Genomic DNA, 23,234 nt, shown 5'->3' on the forward strand with positions numbered 1-23,234 from the left:
GCCGGCGTCCACCAACGAGGAGGCAGCGATCAACCCCGGACAACGAGGCTCAGCCACGCTATGGGGCGTGGCCCTCATGGGGCTTCTGATGGCACTCGCCACGACGTTCGCCACCGTGGGTTCGGTGCGGGTGGCCCGCCACCGCGTCAACAACGCCGCCGACTTGAGCGCCCTGGCAGCAGCCAGGCTCGCGGTCGTCGACCCCGAAGGCGCCTGCGACAGAGCCGCGGCACTCGCCACCCAGAACGGCGTCCAGCTGACCCAATGCACCATCACCAACGAGATCGCCGACGTCTGGACCTCGTTACCGATCTCGCTCCCGATATCGGGCACCCGCACCCTGACGGGCAGGTCCCGCGCAGGCCCGGCAGACGCGGACCCAACCGAAAGCCACCACTAGAAGCCGAATTCATCAGCTCGCCCATCAGGCACAGTCCAGCACCGGGAGTCGGCGGCGGCGCTCAGGCCGGAAGCCGCATCGTCAGTCGTCAAGCGCGGGTGCCGCCAAGCAGCAGGCCGCCAACACCGGCTCGATGTCTTCGACATAGTGGAACGCGAGACGCGAAACGATCAGATCAAACGATGCCGGTGGAGCGGGCCGGCTCCATCACGTAGTTCGGGCTCGACACGCCACTGTGTCGATGACCGAGGTACTGCTCGACGACATGAGGCGCGTCGTAGAAAGAGCCACCACGATGGTTTCCAGTCACGGCCTGGAGTGTAGATCGACAAGCCTGAGGATCACCCGCTCTGTGCCGCTTACCAGGGTGATGAGGCTGGCCGGCGACACCCTCTGAGGCCCGGAGAGTCAGGTGGTCCTTGGGGCTTGTGGGGCAAGGTCGCAATCCCGTCACGACTTCTTAGACATGGGGTCCAAGAGTTGGATATCTCCCGTAAGGTTCCGGTTACCCTCAGTCCATACCGTCTGCGACAGGGAGTCTGGGAGAGCCGGGACGGAGTCGCTAAGGTGCGGGTCGGGGGGCGGTCGGTGACCGTATCGGCCGGGCGGACTGCACTTCCGGTCGTCGCGTGAACGCCCCAGGGCGGTCAGGCGGCGCGAGGCTCTCGATGGAGGAAGCGTCGTGACGGTAGTCGGCAGAGTGATGGCCGCAGGGGTGATCGTGGCGGGATCCATCCTGCTCGGCGGGTCCGCTCAGGCGGCCGCGCTGATGCGGCAGGCCGACTCCGCCGGGCAGATCACGTCGCCCTCCGACGGCCAGGTGGTTTCGGGGGCGTCTGTCACCATTTCCGCGCGTACGGAGCTGATGCAGCTGAACATGGGCCTCTACGTCGAAGGCCCCTCCACGCCCAGCCGGAAAGTCGCCGGCGGGGGAGCGAACCAGACGATCTCCGGAACGTTCGACGCCGGAAACGCCCCGAACGGCACCTTCACCGTGACTCTCAAGGGAGAGCTCACCGGGTCCAAGTACGCGAGCAGCACGTTCAAGCTGCGGCGACCGGCAGAGCCGCCGGGTGATGTGAACGTGAGCCTGCAGGGCACGAAGAAAGTGCTCGTGACCTGGAGCAAGGGCTCCGAGCCTGACCTGCAGTCGTATGAGGTCTCCAACAGTCAGTCCGGCATCGTGGGGAGGCTGGCCGCCGACAGCGCGTGCGCGGGTTCGTCGTGCAAGGCGGCGCTCGCCGTGCCTGCCAAGGCGGCGGGGCAGAAGGTGGGGTTCACGGTCCAGGCGTTCAGGGGTGACGGCGACGGCGGGTCGATCGGGTCGGGCAATTCGGCCGCCGCGTACCTCACCTTCCCCGCCAACCCCGCGGCCCAGCCGAAGAAAACCACCAACAGCCAGCAGACGCCGAAGACCAAGGACACCAAGAACGTCGATTCGCTGCCCACCCTGCCCGCCAAGAAGCAGACCCTGCCCACGAGCAAACCGACGACCCGGAAGCAGACGACCTCCAACCTGCCGGACATGCCCGACACCGATAAGAACGGCAACCTTCCGATCCCCACCGCCGACGACCAGGGCGGAACGGGCGGCCTGGCACCGGCCGGCACGAAGGACAGCACGGATTCCGCTCCTGTCCAAACCAGTGGTGTGAGGAGCGAGTCGCCGATCGGGGACATCGGTCAGTACGGCCTCTACGTCGCGGGCGGGCTCCTGTTGTTGCTGCTCGGGGCCCATGCGGGGGCCTGGGCCCGGCGGCGCGCGCTCGCCGCCGCCGGCGGCGGCGGCGCCCCCACGTCCGCGACCCCGGTCTCCACTGCAGCCACACCGCTGGCGGGTGGGGTGCAGGTCAAGCAGACGAACGACAGCGTTGCGCCCACTACGACAGCGCCTCGGCGGCCTGCGGTGATCCTGGCTGTGGCCAAGACACGTGTTCCTGAGAAGGATCGTGCGCAGCAGCAGCTGTCGTCATCCGACGAGCACCAGCCAGGTGCGGCATCCGGACGATCGCGGTCAGTTGTGCCCGACCAGACGCGCAAGGAAGTGCCCGCCGCGCTTCCGCGCTCCCTCGGCACGGGCGACGTTCCGGCCGTGGATGGCGCTCGGGGTGTGGACGGCGCGCAGGGGGTGAACGGCGTTCTCGGGGTGGATGGCGTTCGCGGCGTGGCTGCGAGTTCTGGTGTGGATGACGTTTGGGGCGTGGACGAGATCGGGGACGTCCAGGAGGCCGAAGTGGGGTCGACGCCGGAAACTCAGGTGCGCCGTCTTCGGGAGGTCGAGGTGCGCAGCGTTCGAGAGTCCCAGGTACGCAGCGTTCGGGAGGCCGAAGTGCGCACAGTCCGGGAGGTCGAGGTGTTTGGCGGTCCTGAGGGCAGGGAGGGTGGCTCTTCGGAGGGGCAGGCTGGTGATGATCGGGAGGGTGAGGGTGCCCGTCAAGGGCCGGTTCGTATCACCTTGCCCAGTTCTGCGGTGACCGATGTTCCTGCGTCCTCGACTTCCGTCAACCCACCCGCTGCCGTGGGGATCGAGGATCGCTGGGACGACTACCTCCCGCCGTCGCCTAGATCCATGGAAGACAGTGGCTTCTGGGAACGCCCACAGCCTGGGTCCGCTGATTTCTGGGCCGCCGACGATGATGATGACGCCGACAATGAACGCGCCTACGCCGGCCACCCCCACAGAAATGGCGACAGTTAGTCGAGAAAGTCGATATTGCTGCCGGATTGCCCTGGGTGAGTTGTGTCCGAAGGTTTCGGCCGTTTACGCCGACGGGTCTGGGTTCTGATTCAATGCTGTGACAACAGGGGCATGCGCTGATAGGTGAGGGTCAGGCGGGCGGGGTCGGCGTCTCCGGAAATCTTGCGATAGATGCACGTAGCAGGGGTTTGGTGGCCCGAGGCTGTGGTGCCTCATGTGTTGTGGCGTGCCCGTATGAAGTAGTTGGTGGGTTATCGGTTTGTCTGGGCGTACTGGCAGCGGCTTGTTTTATTGAGTGGTCAGTAGCGTGTTCAGGAGACGGATGGCGCCGCGTTTGTCCAAGGGTTCGTTGCCGTTGCCGCATTTCGGGGATTGGATGCAGGAGGGGCAGCCGCGTTCGCATTCGCAGGAGGCTATGGCTTCGCGTGTCGCCGTCAGCCAGTCCGTCGCGCGGGCGTAGCCGCGTTCGGCGAAGCCGGCGCCGCCCTCGTGGCCGTCGTACACGAAGACGGTGAGCAGGCCCGTGTCGGCGTGGAGTTCGGTGGAGACGCCGCCGATGTCCCAACGGTCGCAGGTGGCGAACAGGGGGAGGAGGCCGATGGAGGCGTGTTCGGCGGCGTGGGCGGCTCCGCCGAGGTCGATGCCTGCCTCGGCCAGGGGGGCCACGGCTGAGGCGGGCAGGGTCCACCAGACCGCGCGGGTGCGGAGGGTGCGGGGTGGGAGGTCCAGGGGTTCGTCGCCGAGCATTTCGCCTGATTGAAGGCGTCTCTTGAGGTACGAGACCACTTGCCGGGTCACCTCTACCTCGCCGAAGTGGAGTGTGCCGGGGCCGAGGGGGTGGGAGCGCTGGGTGGCGAGGATGGAAATGTCGGTTATGTCGCGGGCGAACGTGGTGTAGTCCGGATTGGCGCTGGATACCAGGGCCACTCCGGCCTCCAGGTCCAGGAGCTCCACGAGGAAGGTTTCGCCCTGGTGGAGGTAGACCGCGCCGGTGTGCACCGCGGTGTGGGCGGAGGGCTCGTCCACGCTGCCCAGGAGGCGGCCGGTGGACGACTCCACGACCTGGATGGGGGCGCCTCCGCCGCCTCTGATGTCGGCGAGGTCGGTGGCGCGCTCGCGTTTGGTCCAGAACCAGCCCGCCGGGCGCCTTCTGAGCAAGCCCTGCGTGACCAGGTCTTCCAGGACGGTTGAGGTGGTGGTGCCGAAAATGGGCAGGTCGTCCTCGGTCAGCGGGATCTCGGCGGCCGCGGCGCAGAGGTGGGGGCCCAGGACGTACGGGTTGTCGGGGTCGAGGACGATCGCCTCCACAGGCTGGCCGAACAGGGTCTGCGGGTGGTGTACGAGGTAGGTGTCCAAGGGGTCGTCCCTGGCGATCAGTACGGCGAGCGCGTCCCGGCCGTCGCGGCCCGCCCTGCCCGCCTGCTGCCAGAGGGAGGCCCGGGTACCGGGCCAGCCCGCGATCAGCACGGCGTCCAGGCCGGAGACGTCTACGCCGAGTTCGAGGGCGTTCGTGGTGGCCAGGCCCATGATGGTGCCTGCGCGGAGGGCTTTCTCCAGGAGTCTGCGGTCTTCCGCGAGGTAGCCGGCTCGGTAGGCGGCGATCTTGTTGGGGAGGTCGGTCCAGTCCGCGGGGGTGGGCCAGTCTGGAGGGTCCGGGATCGCCCAGGTGAGGGAGCTCTCCGGGGCAGGGCTCCCCGGGGGATGGGTGCTCGCCGTCCGGGTTGCGTCGGGTGCGTTCGTCGGGGTGCTCGCCGCCTGCGTTGTGCCGGGCTCGTCCGTCGGGGTGCTCGCCGTGTAGGGGTTCGGCTTTGGTGAGCGGGGAGGGACGACGGTGGTGTCATGCGTTGCCGGGATGGCTTCGGTGGTGTCGGGCGTTGCCGGCCGGGCGTCGGGGGTGCTTGGCGTGGCGCCGTCCGTGGCATCGGGGTTCGGCGTTGCGGAGGTGGTGTCGGTGGCGGTCGGCCATGGGGCGGTGGGGTGGTGGGTCGGTGCGGTGGGCGTACCGGTGAAAGGGGTTGAGAGGGAGAAGGCGACGTCGGCGAGTTTGGCGCGGGCGGACAGCGCGACCGTTTCGGCTCCGCGGCGGGAGCGGACGAAGGCGAGCGTACGGACGTCGGCCAGGACAAGGTCCGCCAGCAGATCCGCCGCCTCCGCCGTAGCCGTGCGCCGCACAGGAGCCCCTCCCTCGCCCCGTAGCTCCGTCAGAGGCGGCTCCCACAGCGCGATGGTGGTCGAACCCTTGGGCGACGCGTCCATGGTCACCTCGTCCATCTCAAGCCCCGTCAGCCTCATGGCGAACGCCCCCGGCTCGCTGGCCGTCGCCGACGCGAGCAGGAACGTGGGGCGCGAGCCGTACCGGGAGCAGACGCGGCGCAGCCGGCGCAGGATCTGGGCGACGTGGGAGCCGAAGACGCCGCGGTAGCCGTGGCACTCGTCCACGACGACCATGCGCAACCGGCGGAAGAACGACGACCACTGGGCGTGGCGGGGGAGGACGCCGCGGTGCAGCATGTCCGGATTTGTCAGGACGTAGTTGGCGTGTTGGCGTACCCAGGTGCGTTCCTCGAACGGCGTGTCGCCGTCGAAGGTGGCGGCGCGTACCTGTGTGATGCGCAGCTCCCGCAGGCCGCGCAGCTGGTCGGCGGCCAGGGCCTTGGTCGGCGTGAGGTACAGGATCGTGCCGCCGTCGAGGCAGGAGGCGACCGCGGGAGTGAGGTACGCCAGCGACTTCCCCGACGCCGTCCCTGTGGAAATGATCACGTTTCGGCCACGGAATGCCAGGTCGGCGGCCTCGTACTGGTGAGGCCAGAGTCCTGTCACCCCACGGTTCGCCAAGCGCGTAACAAGGAGTTCGGGGGTCCATTTGGGCCATCTGACTTGACCGGCCTGACGTGCTGGAACATGCTCCACATGGGTGACGCGCTCATGACGTGCAGGAACTCCAAGCAGGTGGTGGAGGAGTGGACCTGCCTGTTGTGGGGAGGATGCGGAGGAAGTCACTGTTTCCAGTCTGGCATCGGTGGGCAAAGTCGCCGGGAATCGTGATTTCGTATAGACACAAGCCAGACGCGTGGTTGAATGCCGCGCGTCAGGGTCGGACAGTCTGGGGCCAAGCTCCAGATTGCCAGGCCCAAAAGAGTACTTTCGCAGGCGAGGCGCTGGAGGATCTGTGGATCTGAAGTTGGATCACCACAACGAGGACCGACTCACCATCGTCGAGGTCGAGGGTGAGATCGATGTCTACACTGCGCCGAGATTGCGTGAGCTCCTCATCGACCTGGTGAACAAGGGTAATTTCCACCTTCTCGTCAACATGGAGAAGGTCGACTTCCTCGACTCCACGGGCCTGGGGGTCCTGGTCGGGGGGCTCAAGCGGGTTCGCGCGCATGACGGCTCGCTCGAGCTGGTCTGCACGCAGGAGCGCATCCTCAAGATCTTCCGGATCACCGGCCTGACCAAGGTCTTCGGGATCTACGCTTCGGTCGACGAGGCCAAGGAAGCTCACGGCAAAGACAAGTAGCATGGCTACCGTCGAGCTGACGTTCAGCGCCCTCCCCGCGCATGTGCGGACCGCCCGGCTGGTGGCGACCGCGATCGCGCGTCGCACTGGCGTGGAGGAGTCACTGCTGGACGAGGTCAGGCTCGCCGTGGGTGAGGCGTGTTCCCGGGCAGTGGAGGCGCACCGCGCACACTGTCCGGGCGAGCCCATCCGCATCGAGCTCCGTGACGACTCGGGGCGTTTCGAAGTCACGGTCAGCGACCAGGCCCCCAGCGATGAGATCAAACAAGAGCAGCCCCTCGATCTGGGCATGCTCTCTGACTCGTTCATGTCAGGCTTCGGTATCGCGGTCATCGAGGGCCTGGCCGACGACGTCGAGGTCTTCCCCAGCCCCAAGGGCACCAACATCCGCATGAGCTGGCCCGCCGCCAACGGCCGTTGAATCATCATCGTGCGGCCGGTTGTGGCTCAGGGCCCGCTCGCCGCTCCGCTGGGCGCCCTTCCGGCGCCCAGCCCCAAACCCCCATCCTGTACGGCAAGCCAACGAGGCACCACCCGCCGACCATGCCTGAGGACCTCCAGGAAGACGCCCTCTGACCCGCACAGGGCCGGCCGCCGTCACGGCGCACGGGCACCGTGGCTTCCGTTTCTCGTAGGCCCACGACGATTCCCGCCGGCCCAAGACGAGTCGTGAAGCATGTCCACAGGCTGGACGAGGCCACCTGCTCTGACATCGGCCGCCGCGGTCCATGGCGGTGTGACCCGTGCCGGCCCCCGGCGGAAGATGCTTCGGCCGCAGGCGCCCCCCGCGCCACGCCTTCCCTGTCGTCGCCCCCTGCCCAGGAAAACCAAGTTTCGGTCTGCCTGTTATGGGTCCTTGCCATGACCGTAAACGACGGGATATTTTGCTTGTCAGAACTCAAACCGGGTCGCTGTCAGGGGATTACTGGACGGCCGCACAAATAACCGCCTCGAGAGCCTTCATATCCGTTGAGTGCCTGCGTAGACTCCCGGCACCGGCCAAGGTGATCCGGCGGAACGCGGATTCAACCGGAAGCGGCACCCACAACCCGGATGGTGCCGCAACACCCGCCGCGGAAGAGTGCAGCACCGCCCGGGCGAGACGACCGGTCTTGCCGAGGAGAACGATGAGCAGGCACATGCTGGCAGCTGAGCCAGCGTCCAATCTGGCCCTGAGCGGAAACAATCTCACGATCGTGGTCGTGGTCGCCGCGGTCGCACTGATCGCGCTAGCCGTCGCCGGCGGCCTGGTGCGCGAAGTGCTGTCCGCCGGCCAGGGCACGGAGCGCATGCAGAACATCGCCCGTGCCGTACAAGAAGGCGCAGCAGCCTATCTCACCCGACAGTTTCGCACGTTGGCGATCTTCGTCATCGTGATCCCCTTTCTGTTGCTCCTGCTACCAGGGGAAACAGACGTACGCATAGGACGTTCGATCTTCTTCGTGGTCGGTGCGGTGTTCTCCGCGCTGACCGGGTTCATGGGCATGTGGCTGGCCGTGCGCGGGAACGTGCGCGTCGCCGCCGCGGCCAACGACTCGGGCGAGAAGCGCGCCATGCGCATCGCGTTCCGGACCGGCGGCGTGGCCGGGATGTTCACCGTGGGCCTCGGCCTGTTCGGGGCGGCCGTGGTCGTGTTCGCCTACCAGGGGAACGCGCCGGGCGTGCTCGAAGGGTTCGGGTTCGGGGCGGCGCTGCTGGCGATGTTCATGCGAGTCGGCGGCGGCATCTTCACCAAGGCCGCCGACGTCGGGGCCGACCTGGTCGGAAAGGTCGAGCAGGGCATCCCCGAGGACGACCCGCGCAACGCCGCCACCATCGCCGACAACGTGGGCGACAACGTCGGCGACTGCGCGGGCATGGCGGCCGACCTGTTCGAGTCGTACGCGGTCATGCTGGTCGCCAGCCTCATCCTGGGCAAGGTGGCCTTCGGCGAGCAGGGGCTGATCTTCCCCCTCATCGTCCCCATGATCGGCGTGCTCACCGCGATCATCGGCATCTTCGTCACCGGGATGCGCGACGGAGACCGCAGCGGCATGGCCGCCATCAACCGCAGCTTCTTCCTCTCCGCCGCGATCTCCGCGGTGCTGGTGGCGGCGGCCGCGTTCTGGTACCTGCCCGACAGCTTCGGCGGCCTGACCGGCTCCAGCGTGCAGTCCACCGCCGACCCGCGGCTCATCGCGATCGGCGCGGTGCTCATCGGCCTGGTGCTGGCCAGCGCCATCCAGCTGCTGACCGGCTACTTCACCGAGACCAACAGGCGTCCCGTACGCGAGATCGGCGAGAGCTCTGCCACCGGGCCCGCGACCGTCATCCTGGCCGGCATCAGCGTCGGCCTGGAGTCGGCCGTCTACTCCGCCCTGATCATCGGTGGCGCGGTCTACGGCGCGTTCCTGCTCGGGTTCGGGAACGTGACGATCGCGCTGTTCGCGGTGGCCCTGGCGGGCACCGGCCTGCTGACCACGGTCGGCGTCATCGTGTCCATGGACACCTTCGGCCCGGTCTCGGACAACGCCCAGGGCATCGCCGAGATGTCGGGCGACGTCGAGGGCGAGGGCGCCCGGGTGCTCACCAGCCTCGACGCCGTCGGCAACACCACGAAGGCCATCACCAAGGGCATCGCCATCGCCACGGCGGTGCTGGCGGCCACCGCGTTGTTCGGCGCCTTCCGTACCGCCGTGGAGACCGAGCTCGCCGCCGCGACGGCGTCGGTCAAGGACGCGCTCGGCGCGTTCTCCACCTTCAACCTCGGCATCGACCAGCCGAACGTCCTGGTCGGCCTGATCATCGGCGCCGCGGTCGTGTTCCTCTTCGCGGGGCTGGCGATCATGGCGGTCGGGCGGGCCGCGATGCGGGTGGTCTTCGAGGTACGCGACCAGTTCCGCCGCAGGCCCGGCATCATGGACGGCACGGAGATGCCCGAGTACGGGCGGGTCGTGGACATCTGCACCCGCGACTCGCTCCGCGAGCTGGCCACGCCCGGCCTGCTGGCGGTCATGACGCCGATCGCGGTCGGCTTCGCGCTGGGCTATGCGCCGCTGGGCGCGTTCCTGGCCGGGGCCATCGCCTGCGGCACCCTGATGGCCGTCTTCCTGGCCAACTCCGGCGGCGCGTGGGACAACGCCAAGAAGCTGGTCGAGGACGGCCACCACGGTGGCAAGGGTTCGCCGGCGCACGAGGCCACGATCATCGGCGACACGGTCGGCGACCCGTTCAAGGACACGGCCGGTCCGGCCATCAACCCGCTGATCAAGGTGATGAACCTGGTGGCGCTGCTGGTCGCGCCGGCCGTGGTGCTGTACGCGGGCAACCCGGCCGTTCGCATCGGCGTCACGGTGGTGGCGGTGGGCGTGGTGGTCGGGGCCATCGTCGTGTCCAAGCGCCGGTCGGTGGCGAACGAGCCGGCCAACAACGACAACCGCGAGCACGAGCCCGTGGCGTCGTAACCACCGCTTCACCCTCTGAGACGCCCGCTCCCCTGCGTAGGGGCGGGCGTCTCGCATTCCCGCCGGTCCTGCGGTGGCCACCCGGAAGGCGGGCGTGGGACCGCTGGCCCGCGATGGGAAACTGGGTGCGTGAACGAAAGCAAGCAGCCCGGCGGAGGCAAGACCCTGGGCCTGATCCTGCTGGCGATGGTCGTCATCCTGGCCGTGATCGTCGGGCTGGCCGTCTGGGCCTCGAGGACGGGATGATCCAGTGCGGACCTTGATCGTGCTGCGGCACGCGAAAGCCGCTCAGGTCCCGGGCCTGGCCGATCGGGAGCGACCGCTGACCGGTCGCGGCGAACGCGACGCCAAGCGGGCGGGCGACGAGATCAGGGCGGCCGGGCTCAGCCCCGACGTGGTGCTCTGCTCACCCGCGCTCAGGACCAAGCGCACCGCCGAGATCGCCTTCCCGGAGGTGGAGATCAGCTACGAGCGCGACATCTACCAGGCATATCCGGAGGAACTGCTGGAGCTGGTACGCCGGGCCGACCCCGAGCAGAGCACCGTGGTGTTGTGCGGGCACAATCCCGGCGTGCACGAGCTGGCCCTGGGGCTGGCCGGCGGCGACTACGTGTTCCGGCCCGGGGCCTTCGCGGTGATCGAGGTGGAGTCCGGCTGGGGAGACCTCTGGCCGGGCGAGGGCCGTCTGGTTACGCGCTGGGATCCGAAAGAGCACTGACCGGGTCAGCCCACACTCAGTACGCCGTCCTCCGCGTCCGCCGCCTCGACCTCGTCCCGGGAGATCCCCAGCAGGTAGAGGATCGAGTCCAGGTAAGGCGTGTTGATGCCGGTGTCCGCCGCCTGCCGTACCACCGGCTTGGCGTTGAACGCGATCCCCAGCCCGGCCGCCGCGATCATGTCCAGATCGTTGGCCCCGTCCCCGATGGCCACCGTCTGCGAGATCGGCAGGTGAGCCTCCTCGGCGAACCTTTTCAGCGCCCGAGCCTTCCCGGGCCGGTCGACGATCTCGCCCACGACCTTCCCGGTCAGCCGTCCGTCGATGACCTCCAGGACGTTCGCGGCCGAGTAGTCGATCCCCAGCTCCTCCACCAGCCCGTCGGTGATCTGCGTGAACCCCCCGCTGACGATGGCGAAGCGGTAGTCGAGCCGCTTGAGCGTGCGCACCAGCGTACGGGCGCCGGGGGTGAGCACGACCTGCTTGCGCACCTTCTCGAACACCTCGGCGGGCAGCCCCTCCAGCAGCGCCACCCGGCGCCGGAGCGACTCGGCGAAGTCCAGGTCGCCGCGCATGGCCTCCTCGGTGACCCTGGCCACCTCCTCCTCGCAGCCCGCGTGCGCCGCCAGCAGCTCGATGACCTCGCCCTGGATGAGCGTCGAGTCGACGTCCATGACGATCAGCCGCTTGGCCCGCCGCGACAGGCCCGTGCGCTGCACGGCCACGTCGACCTCCTGGGCCACGGCCTCGGCCGCCAGCTCCACGCGGAGGAAGGTCGGGTCGGCGCCGGAGACGGACATCTCGATGCAGGTCACCGGCGACTGGGCGAGGCGTTCGATGCGGTCGATGTTCGCGCCGGCGGCGGCGATGCGACCGGCGATGCCCGCGATGGCGGCGGGCTGCAACGTGGCGCCGAGCACGCTGACCGACAGGCGGCCGCGGCGGCGCTGCTCCTTGGTCTGGGATCCGGTGGAGAGCTCCACCTCCAGGCCGAGGTCCTCGGCCACACGCTCCACGGCGGTCCACATGGCGCCGAGGGTGGTGCCGGTGCCCGTCGGGGAGCCGCCCGCGTAGGCGACGAGCACGCCGAGCGTGAGCCTGCCTCGGATGACGACCTGCTCGACGTCCGCGACCGTCACCGGAAAGCCGGACAAAACGGAAAAGAGCCGCGAAGTTACGCCTGGACGGTCAGGGCCGGTCAGGGTGATCAGGAGGGTGCGCTGGTCCACATCCAGCCACGGTACTGCGCCCGGTCCGGTGCTCGCGAAGCAGGCTCGGCATTCGGACGGGGGTGCGGCCCTTGTTCTCGGCAGTAGCCGGGAACGGCGGTAAAGACCAGGAAAAGGTTATTTCATCAGAATCAGGTGCGTGTCGCCGAACTCGTGCCACAGATATCCCTCCCGTAGCGCCTCCTCGTACGCGCTGGCCAGCGCCTTTTTCCCCGCTATCGCGGTCAGCATCAGCAGGTGGCTGGATCGCGGCTCGTGCAGCCCGGTGATCAGCCCCGTGACCGCCCGCACACCATGCGAAGGGGTGACCACGTGCCCGGTCCAGCCCGCCGAGGCGACGACCCGCCCGTCCGCGCCCGCGGCCGTCTCCAGCGCCCGTACGACGGTCGTCCCCGCCGCCACCACCCGGTTCCCGCTCTCCTTGGCCGAATTGACCAGCCGGGCGGTGGAGGCGGGCACCTCGTACCGTTCCGCATAGGGCGGCTCGTTCTTCTCCGGCGAGGCCACGCCCGTGTGCAGGGTGATCGGCGCGATCCCGATCCCGCGCGCCACCAGCGCCGTCACCAGATCGGCGGTGAACGGCCTGGCCGCGCTCGGCATCTCGGCACTCCCCGGCACGGTCGCGAACACGGTCTGGTAGGCGTCGATCGGCCAGTCCCGGTCCACGTACGAGTAGCGGATCGGCATCCCGTACGCCTCCAGGTACGGCTCCACCTCCCGGTCGAGCACCGCCCGCCACAGCCGCGGCGTCTCCCGCTCGAGCAGCCGCAACGTGGCCCGGCCCGGCAGCGGCAGCCACTCGCCCGGCTCGCCCCCGCCGTAGGGCTCGGACGCCTTCGAGGTACGCCGGCGCAGCTCCACCAGCCACGTCCCGTCCTCCCTGGCGGTGGAGAAGTGCACGGCCAGCCGGTCCAGCCGGACGGCCGCGGGCAGGGTCGCCGAGTTGTTCACCACGATCAGGTCCCCGGGGTAGAGCAGCCCGGGGAGGTCGCTGAAGCGGTGGTGGGAGGGGGCGAGGTCGCCGCGCGAGACCATCAGGCGCACCGCGTCCCTGGACAGCCCCCTGGCCTCGGGCGGTTCGTGGGCCGACAGGTCCGGGGGCAGGGCGAAGTCCAGTGCCAGCGTCATTGCAGGCTCACTTTTCCGCTGGCCGGACGCGCGCTGACCAGGTCGTACAGCGCCGCGGCCACCTTGGCGGGGTCGGCGGCGGCCGCGGCCTCCTCGGCGCCGACGGCGTCGGCGAGCATGCGGGTGTTCATCTCGCCCGGATCGACCCACCAGACGCGCAGCTCGGGCTCCTCGGCCGACAACACGTTGGAGAGCTGCTCCAGGGCCGCCTTGGTGGCGCCGTAGCCGCCCCAGCCCTCGTACGGGCCGGTGGCGGCGTCCGAGGTGATGTTCACGACAGCGCCGCGGGCCGCACGCAGCGCGGGCAGCGTGGCCTGGATGAGGGCGAGGGGCGCGGTCACGTTCGTCTCCAGCAGCACCCGGAACGCCTCCAGCGGGTAGCCCGCCAGCGGCGGCAACGGGGTCACGCCCAGGTCGCTGGCGTTGTTGACCAGCAGGTCCAGTTCGGGCGCCGCGCGGGCCAGCCGCTCGACGTGGGCCGGGTCCGTCACGTCCCCCGGGATCGCGGTGGCGCCCAGTTCGGCCGCGACCCGCTCCAGGTCGGCCGCGCCGCGGGCGGTGAGTACGAGGTCCCAGCCCGCCCCGGCCAGCGACCGCGCCAGGGCGAGGCCGAGTCCGCGGGAGGCACCGGTGATAAGTGCGGTGTTCGTCATGCTCCGACGGTAAAAAACGCGACCCAGACCGCACATCGGGCGCAGGGCCCGCCCGGGCCTGGGCACATCGTCCTAGGACCATAGACGCCGACTCGCTGGACGCGGCCCCCCATAGAGTGGGTGCCGTGACCCCCGACCGAGACGAGATCCTGCAGGCGGTGAGCTCCGCGGTGCTCGCGGTCACCCGCCACCTGTCGGTCCGCGAGGTGCTGCAGGTCATCGTCCGCTCGGCGCAGCGGCTGCTCGACGCCCGCTACGCCGCGCTCGGCGTGCCCGACGACGACGGCTCGTTCGCCGAGTTCGTCGCCGAGGGCATCACGGACAAGCAGTGGGACGCGATCGGGCCGCTGCCCAGACAGCACGGCATGCTCGGCGCGATGCTCCGCGAGGGCACCCCCGCCAGGCTGCCCGACCTGCGCAAAGACCCCAGGTTCGAGTGGTGGCCGAAGGCGCATCCGGTGATGAAGGACTTCCTCGGCGTGCCGATCCGCGATGGCGAGCAGGTGCTGGGCATCATCTTCCTGGCCAACAAGCGCACGCCGGGCGGCTTCACGCAGGAGGACCAGGAGCTGCTCACGCTGTTCGCCGCGCACGCCGCCATCGCGCTGGCCAACGCCAGGCTCTACGAGCGCGGCCGCGAGCTGGCCATGCTGGAGGAGCGCAATCGCGTGGCCCGCGAGCTGCACGACGCCGTGACGCAGAAGTTGTTCTCGCTCAGGCTCACCGCCCAGGCCGCTTCCGCCATGCTCGACAAGGCGCCGGACAAGGCGGCCGCCGAGCTCGAACGCGTCCAGCGGCTGGCCGGAGAGGCCCTGGCCGAGCTGCGGGCGGTGATCGTCGAGCTGCGCCCGGCCGAGCTCGACCGGCACGGGCTGGCCGAGACGCTGCGCAAGCACGTACGGATGCTGGACCGGCTGCACCCGTCCGAGGTCACCTTCGAGTGTGACGAGCTGCCTGAGCTCGACTCGGCGGCCGAGGTGGCGGTGCTGAGAGTGGCCCAGGAGGCGCTGCACAACGCGCTGCGGCACTCGGGGGCCGCCCGCGTCTCCGTGCGCCTGGTCTTCGAGGACGGCAAGCTGGCGCTGACCGTCCACGACGACGGCGACGGTTTCGAGCAGGCGGAGTCGCGCGGCCTGGGCCTGGTGTCGATGCGCGACAGGGCCGAGTCCGTCGGCGGCGTCATGACCGTCGACTCGGCCCGCGGCAGGGGGACGACCGTCCGCGTGGAGGTGGGTGCTTGATCCGGGTCGTGATCGCCGACGATCATCCAGTGGTGCGGCAGGGGCTGCGTACGTTCCTCGACCTGCAGGACGACATCACGGTCGTCGGCGAGGCCGGCGACGGGGCGCAGGCCGTCGAGCTGGTCGGGGAGCTGGCTCCCGACGTGCTGCTGCTGGATCTGAAGATGCCGGTGCTCGACGGGCTCGGCGCGCTGGAGCGGCTGACCGGCTCGCCGACCAGGGTCGTCGTGCTGACGTCCGTGAGCGACCGGTCAGACGTCGGGCCCGCGATGCGGGCGGGGGCGTCGGGGTTCCTCTACAAGGACGTCGATCCGCCCGCGCTGGTCCAGGCCGTGCGGGCGGTGCACGGAGGGCAGGTGCTGCTCGCTCCCGAGGCGGCGGAGGCGATGCTGGCCGCGCCGAACGGCACGCCCGCTCCGGTGTCGCTGACCGAGCGCGAGCGTGAGGTGCTCGCGCTGATCGCGGCCGGCCGGTCCAACAGGGAGATCGCCAGGAGCCTGACCGTCGCGGAGAAGACGGTCAAGACCCACGTCTCCAACGTGCTGATGAAGCTGGGTGTGCAGGACCGGACCCAGGCCGCGCTCTATGCGGTACGCCATGGCCTGGCCTGATCGGCTATTCGTCCCTGAGCGGCTCGAAGATCGCGTGGTGGGCGGCCACGAGCGCACGGCGTACCGCGCGGTCGAGCTCGCGCAGGGCCACACTGCGTGCGGCGATCTGTCCCGAGGTGAGTCCGCGCTCGTCGGCCAGGCGCAACACGGTGGCCAGCCGCGTGGCGAGGGTGGAGACTCGGTGCGCCCGCGCCGGATAGCCGGGCGCCAGCTCGCCGCCCCGCTGCCCCAGCCGCTCAGGACGCTCCTGCGCGGGACCGTCGACGGAGGCCAGCGCCTCGGTGGCCGACCGGATGGCGTCGGACAACTCCCGTTCGGCCTCGGACAACGACGGCAGGTCAGGGCGTACGGGACCGGCGTCGTGCACCTCCAGGCGTACCCCGACATAGGAGGACCCGCGCAGGTCCGCCGCGGGCACCAGCCCGAGGTTGTGCTCGTCGAGCACGGCGATCGCGGCCTGGCCGACGTCGACCGCCGCCGAGTTGAACGACGCCGGCCCCGACAGCCCCAGCGGGTCGCCGGGCGCCGGGAGCGCGAGCCTGAGCTCGCGCAAACCGTCGGACCGCAGGTTTGCGAGGTATTTACGCAGCGGAAGGTCGCCCGCGACGGCGGGCCCGCCGGCGGCTTCCACGTGGTCAGCCGCCTCGTCGAGGCCCACGTGACCGGCGAGCCACGCGTTGCCCCAGGCGACCAGGGAGGGACAGACAGGCGATTCAGGGCGCACCGATCCACGATAAGCGTTCGCCCTGCAATAGGTTTGTCCCGAGGGTGACTCCTAAGGAGGTATCGGGGATGGGTGGTCAGGTGCTGCGGCTCCAGGATGTCGCCGTCAGGCGCGACGGAGCGGCCCTGCTACGCGGCATCGACTGGACGGTCAACGAGGACGAGCGGTGGGTCGTCATCGGTCCCAACGGCGCGGGCAAGACCACGTTGTTGCAGGTCGCCGCCACGTTGCTCTATCCGAGTGAGGGCCTGGTCGAGGTGCTCGGGGAGCGGTTGGGGCAGGCGGACGTGTTCGATCTGAGGCCGCGGATCGGGCTGGCGAGCGCCGCGCTGGCCGAGCGCATCCCGGCGGAGGAGAAGGTCATCGACCTCGTGCTGACCGCCGCCTACGCGATCATGGGCCGCTGGACGGAGGAATACGACTCCAACGACGTGACCAGGGCCGTCGAGCTGATCGACATGATGGGGGCGGCCCACCTGATCAGGCGGCGGTTCGGGACGTTGTCGGAGGGGGAGCGCAAGCGGGTGCAGATCGCCCGCGCGCTCATGCCCGACCCCGAGATGCTGCTGCTCGACGAGCCCGCGGCCGGGCTCGACCTGGGCGGGCGCGAGGACCTGGTGCGGCGGTTGTCGTTGCTGGCGGGCGACTACCGTTCGCCGACGCTGGTGCTGGTGACGCATCACGTGGAGGAGGTGCCGAGCGGGTTCACGCACGGGCTGCTGCTGCGGCACGGCGCCGTGGTGGCCCAGGGGCCGCTGGAGCACGTGATGACGTCGGACAACCTGTCGCAGACGTTCGGGGTGCCGCTCTCGCTGGACCGCGGGAACGAGGGCCGTTGGTACGCCCGAGCTCACTAGATCACCATTTATGCGGATAAAGGCCGCTGATAGCTGAAACCCAATAGCATCGACGAAGTCGGTCCCCTCGACTTCGGAGCGTCGCCATGTCCACCCAGCAGCTCATCGTCGCCATCGTCGTGGTCGCGGCCGTGGGCTTCGGGGTGGCCCGCACGATCCGCATCATCCCGCAGGCCACGGCCGCCATCATCGAGCGCCTGGGCCGCTACCACCGGACGCTGACCCCGGGGCTGAACCTGGTGGTGCCGTTCATCGACCGCATCAAGGACATGATCGACCTGCGGGAACAGGTGGTGTCCTTCCCTCCGCAGCCGGTCATTACCTCCGACAACCTGGTGGTGTCCATCGACACCGTCATCTACTTCCAGGTCACCAATCCGAAGGCGGCCACGTACGAGATCGCGAACTTCCTCATCGGCGTCGAGCAGCTCACGGTCACGACGCTGCGCAACGTGGTCGGCGGCATGGACCTGGAACGCACGCTGACCTCGCGCGAGGACATCAACACCGCGCTGCGCGGCGTGCTCGACGAGGCGACCGGCAAGTGGGGCATCCGGGTCAACCGGGTCGAGCTCAAGGCCATCGACCCGCCCGCCTCCATCCAGGACTCGATGGAGAAGCAGATGCGCGCCGACCGCGACAAGCGGGCCGCCGTGCTGACCGCCGAGGGGCAGCGCCAGGCGGCGATCCTGCAGGCCGAGGGCGAGAAGCAGGCGTCGGTGCTGCGGGCGCGCGGCGAGGCGGAGGCGGCCGTGCTGCGGGCCCAGGCGGAGGCCGAGGCGCAGGCCATGCGCGCCAAGGGGCAGGCGGACGCGATCGGCATGGTCTTCAAGGCCATCCACGAGGGCAACCCCGACCAGCACCTGCTGGCCTACCAGTACCTGCAGACGCTGCCCGAGATCGCCAAGGGCGACGCCAACAAGATCTGGATCGTACCGTCGGAGATGGGCAAGGTCCTGGAGAACCTGGGCGGCCTCTTCACACCCCCCAAGAACCCGGACGCCTGACGATTGTCGTACTGGTGTACGGATAAATATCGGGCATTGCGGGTATAAATCCGTACATGAAGGGTGATCGGGTGGAGATCGTCATCGATGCCGGCGGCTCGCCGCGTACTTACGAGATCAGGGCCACCCGCGCCGGCCGGCGGGTCGAGGTGGCCACGCGGCGGGGGCTGGTGGAGGTGACCGAGGTCACCCGCAGCGGTACGGCGGTGCGCACGGCCAGGTTCATGTCCAGCCGCATCCTCGCCCTCGTGGAGCACCCCGCGGACGAGGTCAGCTGAAGTCGGCCGCGTGCTCCTCCGCCCACTGGCGGAACGTCAGCGGGCTTCTCCCGAGCAGCCGCTCCACGGTGTCGGTGAGCTGCTCAGGAGTCGTCACGAAGCTCTCCCAGGTCTTCAGCGCGCTGTCCACGAACCAGGCGGCCGTGAACTGGTCGCGGGCCTCCTCCGGCGGTTGCTCCTCCCAGCGCACCTCGCGTCCGGTGACCTCGCCGATCACCCGGACCTGTTCGGCCTGGGTCAACTGCTCGGGGCCGCTGAGCACGTAGGTGGCCCCGTTGTGGCCCGCCGAGGTGAGCACGTGCACGGCCACGGCCGCGACGTCCTTCTCGTGGATCAGCGATCGGGCGGCCTGCCCGTACGGCCAGCGCACGACGCCCTGCCTGATCTGCCCGGCCCAGCCGAGCGTGTTGGCCGCGAAACCCCCGGGCCGCAGGAACGTCCAGCCGAGCCCCGAATGCCGGATCAGCCGCTCGATCTCGTGGTAATGCTTCACCGGCTGCTCCGGCACGTTGGCCGACAGGTACACGACGCGTCGCGCATGCTCGGCGATCGTGGTGACCACCTCTGCGGCGTGGTCCGTGGTGAAGCCCGGCCAGAGCAGGAACACGCTCTCGACGTCCTTCAGCGCGGGCTCCAGCGTCTCGGGCACGGTCAGGTCGCCGCGTACCGTCTCCGCGGGCAGCCACGCCCGTCCGGGGTCCCTGACGAGTGCCCGTACCTCGAGCCCAGCCTCGGCGAGCTGGGAAACCACGTGCTTGCCGACATTGCCGGTCGCGCCGGTCACCAGGATTTTGCCCATGGTTCGACGGTAGGACCTCAACCAAACTTCAGGTCAACCCCGGCCGTACCTGGATCGTGCCGTCACGCCGTACCCTCGTCTCGAACATGGGCGCGGGAGCGGTCGCGGGTCCGTGCTTCACCGAGCCGTCGGCCAGCCTGAACGTGCTGCTGTGCCACGGGCAGACCACGCACTCCTCCCCGTTCTCGATGACGAGCCTGCCCTGGTGCAGCGGGCCCGCCAGGTGCGGGCAGCGGTCGCCGAGCACGGTCACGGCGTCGCCCCGGCGCAACACGAAGAGCTGGATGTAGCCGAGCCGCCGCGCCACCGGGCGGCCGTCCGGCAGGTCCCTGAGCGGGCACAGGTCGTGCCAGCCCAGCGGCACCAGGTGCGTGACCTGCGGCGCGTGGTTGGCTCCCGCGGCCTGCCGGTAGGCCAGGTGGCCGCCGAGGTAGCCGCCGAGGCCGGCCACGCCGAGCCCGGCGAAGGACAACAGCCGGCCTGAGCGTTCCTGCCCGCGCACCCGGGCCAGCAGGGAGGCGGAGAACAGCCCGATCGCGGTCAGGTTCGACAACATGTGGACGAATCCCACCCGCTGTTGCTCGCGGTGGAGCGAGGACCAGTCGGTCAGCCCGGCCGCGGCCGTCGGCACCGCGTTGGCGATGCCCGTGGCCAGCAGCAACCGGGTGGCCCGGGGGTCGGCGTCGGCCAGGTCCAGCACGGCCGCCGAGAGCCAGCAGCCCAGGCTGACCGTGGCCAGCGGCGGGTGCAGCGGCTTGCCCGTGGGCACGCCGTGCAGCAGGTCGCGTAGCCGGCCCTGGCGAAGGCGCCGGCGTACGGTCGTGGCAAGCACCCTGATCGGCCGGTCCATGGCCTTCGACTTCTCCAGCCGATCGGCGAGCGCAACCGGCCCGGCCAAACCCCGCAAATGCCGACGTTTCGCTCGTACTTCCTCTGTCACGACAAGTCCCCTACCCCCGGCTTGAGGGGATCACTCTGACAGGTGACCCCTTGCCACGGAGAGTTCTACCAGCTCCAGGGCGTACGCGCCCAACGAGGGGGACCCGTCCTGGATGATCCGCACCTTCTCTCTGACCTGCGCGGCCTTCACCTTGAACAGCGGCCACGTGCCGCCCTCGGTGTGGTGGTTGGCCAGGATCGGGGCGAAGCGGTCAAGAGCTTTGGCGAACCTCGCCTCCGGTGTCTTCCTGGCCTCGAACTCGTCCCACAACTCCCGCAGCTCCCCCGCCTGCTCGCCGGGCAGCAGGCCGAAGATGCGGTCGGCGGCGGCGGTCTCGGCTTCGGCCTGGGCCGCGACCGCCACGTGGTCGTAGACGAAGGTGTCACCGGCGTCGATCTCGACCAGGTCGTGCACCAGGAGCATGGCCACCACCCGCTGGAGGTCGGTCCCGGGCGGGGCATGCTCGCCGAGGATCATCGCCAACGTGCCCACGTACCAGGAGTGCTCTGCGGTGTTCTCCCGCCGCGAACCGTCGATGAGATGGTTGCGGCGGATGATCCGCTTCAACTTGTCGATTTCGATGGCGAAGGCGATCTGGGCGTTCAGGCGGTCCTCTTCTGGCGCGATAGTCACGCGCGACACCCTAATGTGCGATGATCACCCCGGTTGGTGAAATCGTGACCGGCACTCCGTTGAACACTGCGTTACCACTTGGAACGTCAATGGTGGATTCGTCGGTCAGCGTGTTGACGCTCACTCCCGGATGCTCGGCCGCCACGCTCTGTGCACTTCCCGCGTGCCCCCAGCCGTGCGGCAGGCTGACCACGCCCGGCATGATCGTGTCGGTGGGTTCGAGCGGCACGGTGAGTTGCCCCTTCGCCGAGCGGACCACGGCCTCCCCGCCGAGTCCGAGCCTGGCCACGTCGGCCGGATTGATCTGCAGCGTGCAGGTGTTGCTGCCGCCGACCAGCGGGCCCACGTTGTGCAGCCAGCTGTTGTTGGAGCGCAGGTGGCGCCGCCCGATCAGGACGATCTCCGGCGGCTCCTCCGCCAGCTTGCCGCGCAGCCGTTCCACGTCCTCGATGAGCTGCGGCGGCGCCAGCTCGACCAGCCCGGAGGCGGTCTTCAGCACCTCGTCCAGCCTGGGCTCCAAGGCGCCCAGGTCCAGGCCGTGCGGATTGTCGAGCAGCTTGCGCAGCGACAGGTCGCCCTTGCCCGCCCACTCGCCGTAGGGACCGAGCCTGAGCATGAGGTCGAGCCGGCGCTCGCCGCCCGTCTCACCCTCCAGCGCGTCGCGCAGCTCCGCCACGTCCCGCCCCTCGATCCCGGAGCCGGGCGTCTCGGCGGCCTTGCGCAACATCTCGTCGATGACGAACGCGTCCAGGTCCCCGTCCAAGCCCAATGCGATCCCAGAAGCGATCGCAGCCAGCCTGGCGAGGATCTGGGCCTCCGAGGGTTGCCCGTCGAGCGGCAGCAGCGGTGGCGAGTACCGCGTGTAGTTGCGCACGGCGAACCCGAGCAGCGCGAAGTCGTAGTGCCCCGACTGCAGCACGCGGGGCGGGGGCAGGATGACGTTGGCGTGCTTGGTGGTCTCGTTCAGATACGGATCCACGCTCACCATGAAGTCCAGCCGCCCGAACGCCGCGTCCAGCCTGGCCCCGTGTGGCGCGGACAACACGGGGTTGCCCGCCACCGTGAGCAGGAACGTGACCTGTCCCTCGCCCGGGGTCTCGATCTCGTCGGCGAGCGTGGCCACCGGCAACTCGCCGTTCGCCTCGGGCAGCCCCCTGACCCGGCTCTTCCACCGCCCCACCTGGTACGGCCTGCGCCGCATGCCGAATTCGGTGGCTGGCTTGGGGAACATGGCGCCGCCAGGCCGGTCGAGGTTGCCGGTGAGCACGTTCAGCACGTCCACCAGCCACTGGGCCAGCGTGCCGAACTCGGCCGTGCAGGTGCCGATCCTGGCGTACACGGCGGCCGTGGGGGCCGCCGCCAGCTCCCTGGCCAGCCGCACGATCACCTCGGCAGGCACTCCGGTACGCCGGGACACCGCCTCCGGCGGGAAGTGCTTGGCCGCCTTGCGCACCTGGTCCAGCCCGTTGACTCTGTTCGCTGGCCGACCTCCGCTCGGCGTGCTGTGATGGATGTCCTCGCTTCGCTGCGGATCCATCACAGCTGAAGGCGTGACGAGATCCTCGGCGAACAACGTGTGGACGATCCCGAACAGCAGGTAGGCATCGGTTCCAGGACGCACGAAGACGTGCTCGTCGGCCAGCGCAGCGGTCCTGGTCCGGCGCGGATCGACCACGACGAGCCGCCCGCCGCGCCCGCGCAGGGCCTTCAGCCTGCCGGGGAAGTCGGGCGCGGTGCACAGCGACCCGTTGGACTCCAGCGGGTTGGCCCCCAGCATCAGCAGGTAGTCGGTCCGGTCCAGGTCGGGGACGGGGATGGCCAGCGGATGCCCGAACATGAGCCCGCTCGCCACGTGCTTGGGCATCTGGTCGGCGGTGCTGGCGGAGTAGACGTTGCGGGTGCCGAGCGCCTTGATCAGCGGCGCGCCGTACAGGGCTCCCGCCATGCTGTGCGCGTTCGGGTTGCCCAGGTAGACCGCGACGGACCGGCGGTCGGCGACTCGGTCGAGCCCCGCCTTGACGGCGGCGAACGCCTCCTCCCAGCCGACCTCCCGCCACAGGTCGCCCTCCCTGATCAGCGGCTTGCGGAGGCGGTCGGGGTCCTCGTCGAGCCGGCCGAGGCTGGCGCCCTTCGGGCAGATGAACCCCTTGCTGAACGGATCCTCCTTGTCGCCGCGGACGCTTGTCACGTGCCCGCCCTCGTCGAGGGTGAGCGTCAGGCCGCAGACGGCCTCGCAGAGGGGACAAGTCCGGTGGACGGTCGACGTCATCACGACTCCTGAGTTCGCCAGCTGAACTCATCTTGGCTCGTACCGTACGCATGGGGAAGCCCCGGAGCCCCCGCGGTCTCCGGGGCTTG

20 protein-coding genes and 1 pseudogene are annotated in these 23,234 nt (G+C 69.5%); 11 read left to right on the plus strand and 10 right to left on the minus strand.

Annotation, left to right across the window (positions count from 1 at the left end):
* Positions 1 to 28: 28 nt before the first annotated feature.
* Positions 29 to 400: an Rv3654c family TadE-like protein gene (locus ACFLIM_RS19955; protein ID WP_393167829.1), complete on the plus strand. Its 372-nt coding sequence runs from the start codon at positions 29 to 31 to the stop codon at positions 398 to 400.
* An 81-nt stretch (positions 401 to 481) separates the two neighbouring features.
* Here ACFLIM_RS19955 and ACFLIM_RS19960 read toward each other — a convergent pair.
* A pseudogene (locus tag ACFLIM_RS19960) lies at positions 482 to 586 on the minus strand (hypothetical protein); the annotation flags it as partial.
* Positions 587 to 1,082: 496 nt separating this feature from the next.
* On the opposite strand from ACFLIM_RS19960, the gene ACFLIM_RS19965 reads away from it, so the two are divergent.
* On the plus strand, positions 1,083 to 3,098 hold the full coding sequence (locus ACFLIM_RS19965) for a hypothetical protein (protein WP_393167501.1): 2,016 nt from the start codon (positions 1,083 to 1,085) through the stop codon (positions 3,096 to 3,098).
* Positions 3,099 to 3,386: 288 nt separating this feature from the next.
* Here the strand turns inward: ACFLIM_RS19965 and ACFLIM_RS19970 are convergent, their stop codons facing one another.
* Positions 3,387 to 5,858, minus strand: a complete 2,472-nt coding sequence (locus ACFLIM_RS19970) for a DEAD/DEAH box helicase (RefSeq protein WP_393167503.1) — start codon at positions 5,856 to 5,858, stop codon at positions 3,387 to 3,389.
* A gap of 409 nt (positions 5,859 to 6,267) precedes the next feature.
* Here ACFLIM_RS19970 and ACFLIM_RS19975 point away from each other — a divergent pair, with 409 nt between their 5' ends.
* The 4 genes from ACFLIM_RS19975 to ACFLIM_RS19990 all read left to right on the plus strand — a co-directional run bounded on the left by ACFLIM_RS19975 (position 6,268) and on the right by ACFLIM_RS19990 (position 10,779).
* Positions 6,268 to 6,618: an STAS domain-containing protein gene (locus tag ACFLIM_RS19975; RefSeq protein ID WP_020542579.1), complete on the plus strand. Its 351-nt coding sequence runs from the start codon at positions 6,268 to 6,270 to the stop codon at positions 6,616 to 6,618.
* A 1-nt stretch (position 6,619) separates the two neighbouring features.
* The gene (locus tag ACFLIM_RS19980) at positions 6,620 to 7,039 is read left to right on the plus strand and encodes an ATP-binding protein (protein ID WP_393167504.1); all 420 of its coding nucleotides are present in this window, start codon (positions 6,620 to 6,622) and stop codon (positions 7,037 to 7,039) included.
* 706 nt (positions 7,040 to 7,745) lie between these two features.
* On the plus strand, positions 7,746 to 10,061 hold the full coding sequence (locus tag ACFLIM_RS19985; protein ID WP_393167505.1) for a sodium-translocating pyrophosphatase: 2,316 nt from the start codon (positions 7,746 to 7,748) through the stop codon (positions 10,059 to 10,061).
* A gap of 250 nt (positions 10,062 to 10,311) precedes the next feature.
* Positions 10,312 to 10,779: a SixA phosphatase family protein gene (locus ACFLIM_RS19990; protein WP_393167507.1), complete on the plus strand. Its 468-nt coding sequence runs from the start codon at positions 10,312 to 10,314 to the stop codon at positions 10,777 to 10,779.
* A gap of 5 nt (positions 10,780 to 10,784) precedes the next feature.
* On the opposite strand, the gene serB is transcribed toward ACFLIM_RS19990, so the two are convergent.
* The 3 genes from serB to ACFLIM_RS20005 form a co-directional block, all read right to left on the minus strand.
* Entirely contained in the window at positions 10,785 to 12,005 is a 1,221-nt protein-coding gene (gene serB / locus ACFLIM_RS19995; RefSeq protein ID WP_393167508.1) for a phosphoserine phosphatase SerB, read from the minus strand.
* A 117-nt stretch (positions 12,006 to 12,122) separates the two neighbouring features.
* Positions 12,123 to 13,133, minus strand: a complete 1,011-nt coding sequence (locus tag ACFLIM_RS20000; protein ID WP_393167509.1) for an S-adenosylmethionine:tRNA ribosyltransferase-isomerase — start codon at positions 13,131 to 13,133, stop codon at positions 12,123 to 12,125.
* A complete protein-coding gene (locus tag ACFLIM_RS20005; RefSeq protein WP_393167510.1) occupies positions 13,130 to 13,786 on the minus strand; it encodes an SDR family oxidoreductase in 657 nt (218 codons plus the stop codon). The genes ACFLIM_RS20000 and ACFLIM_RS20005 overlap by 4 nt, the downstream gene beginning before the upstream one ends.
* A gap of 125 nt (positions 13,787 to 13,911) precedes the next feature.
* On the opposite strand from ACFLIM_RS20005, the gene ACFLIM_RS20010 reads away from it, so the two are divergent.
* Together ACFLIM_RS20010 and ACFLIM_RS20015 are read left to right on the plus strand one after the other, a co-directional pair.
* The gene (locus tag ACFLIM_RS20010; RefSeq protein ID WP_393167511.1) at positions 13,912 to 15,027 is read left to right on the plus strand and encodes a GAF domain-containing sensor histidine kinase; all 1,116 of its coding nucleotides are present in this window, start codon (positions 13,912 to 13,914) and stop codon (positions 15,025 to 15,027) included.
* Positions 15,024 to 15,638 carry a response regulator gene (locus ACFLIM_RS20015; protein WP_393167512.1) on the plus strand — a complete coding sequence of 205 codons (615 nt, stop codon included), beginning with the start codon at positions 15,024 to 15,026 and terminating at the stop codon, positions 15,636 to 15,638. Before ACFLIM_RS20010 ends, ACFLIM_RS20015 begins: the two co-directional genes overlap by 4 nt.
* A 4-nt stretch (positions 15,639 to 15,642) precedes the next feature.
* On the opposite strand, the gene ACFLIM_RS20020 is transcribed toward ACFLIM_RS20015, so the two are convergent.
* A complete protein-coding gene (locus ACFLIM_RS20020) occupies positions 15,643 to 16,362 on the minus strand; it encodes a hypothetical protein (protein ID WP_393167513.1) in 720 nt (239 codons plus the stop codon).
* A 68-nt stretch (positions 16,363 to 16,430) separates the two neighbouring features.
* On the opposite strand from ACFLIM_RS20020, the gene ACFLIM_RS20025 reads away from it, so the two are divergent.
* From ACFLIM_RS20025 to ACFLIM_RS20035, 3 genes are all read left to right on the plus strand, one after another.
* Positions 16,431 to 17,219 (plus strand): ABC transporter ATP-binding protein, encoded by a 789-nt coding sequence (locus tag ACFLIM_RS20025; RefSeq protein WP_393167514.1) that lies wholly within the window; start codon positions 16,431 to 16,433, stop codon positions 17,217 to 17,219.
* Between the two features lie 86 nt (positions 17,220 to 17,305).
* Complete coding sequence (locus tag ACFLIM_RS20030; protein ID WP_393167516.1) at positions 17,306 to 18,226, plus strand: SPFH domain-containing protein; 921 nt, start codon at positions 17,306 to 17,308, stop codon at positions 18,224 to 18,226.
* A 56-nt stretch (positions 18,227 to 18,282) separates the two neighbouring features.
* Entirely contained in the window at positions 18,283 to 18,504 is a 222-nt protein-coding gene (locus tag ACFLIM_RS20035; protein ID WP_393167517.1) for a hypothetical protein, read from the plus strand.
* On the opposite strand, the gene ACFLIM_RS20040 is transcribed toward ACFLIM_RS20035, so the two are convergent.
* From ACFLIM_RS20040 to ACFLIM_RS20055, 4 genes are all read right to left on the minus strand, one after another.
* Positions 18,497 to 19,303 carry an NAD(P)H-binding protein gene (locus ACFLIM_RS20040; RefSeq protein ID WP_393167519.1) on the minus strand — a complete coding sequence of 269 codons (807 nt, stop codon included), beginning with the start codon at positions 19,301 to 19,303 and terminating at the stop codon, positions 18,497 to 18,499. The two genes, ACFLIM_RS20035 and ACFLIM_RS20040, sit on opposite strands and share 8 nt — an antisense overlap.
* Positions 19,304 to 19,331: 28 nt before the next feature.
* Positions 19,332 to 20,210, minus strand: coding sequence for a Rieske 2Fe-2S domain-containing protein (locus ACFLIM_RS20045; RefSeq protein WP_393167521.1), 879 nt, complete (start codon positions 20,208 to 20,210; stop codon positions 19,332 to 19,334).
* Between the two features lie 63 nt (positions 20,211 to 20,273).
* On the minus strand, positions 20,274 to 20,885 hold the full coding sequence (locus ACFLIM_RS20050) for an HD domain-containing protein (RefSeq protein ID WP_393167523.1): 612 nt from the start codon (positions 20,883 to 20,885) through the stop codon (positions 20,274 to 20,276).
* A gap of 1 nt (position 20,886) precedes the next feature.
* Positions 20,887 to 23,145 carry a molybdopterin-dependent oxidoreductase gene (locus tag ACFLIM_RS20055; protein WP_393167525.1) on the minus strand — a complete coding sequence of 753 codons (2,259 nt, stop codon included), beginning with the start codon at positions 23,143 to 23,145 and terminating at the stop codon, positions 20,887 to 20,889.
* Positions 23,146 to 23,234 lie beyond the last annotated feature (89 nt).

The organism is Nonomuraea marmarensis (assembly GCF_043197025.1).
Lineage (GTDB): Bacteria > Actinomycetota > Actinomycetes > Streptosporangiales > Streptosporangiaceae > Nonomuraea > Nonomuraea marmarensis.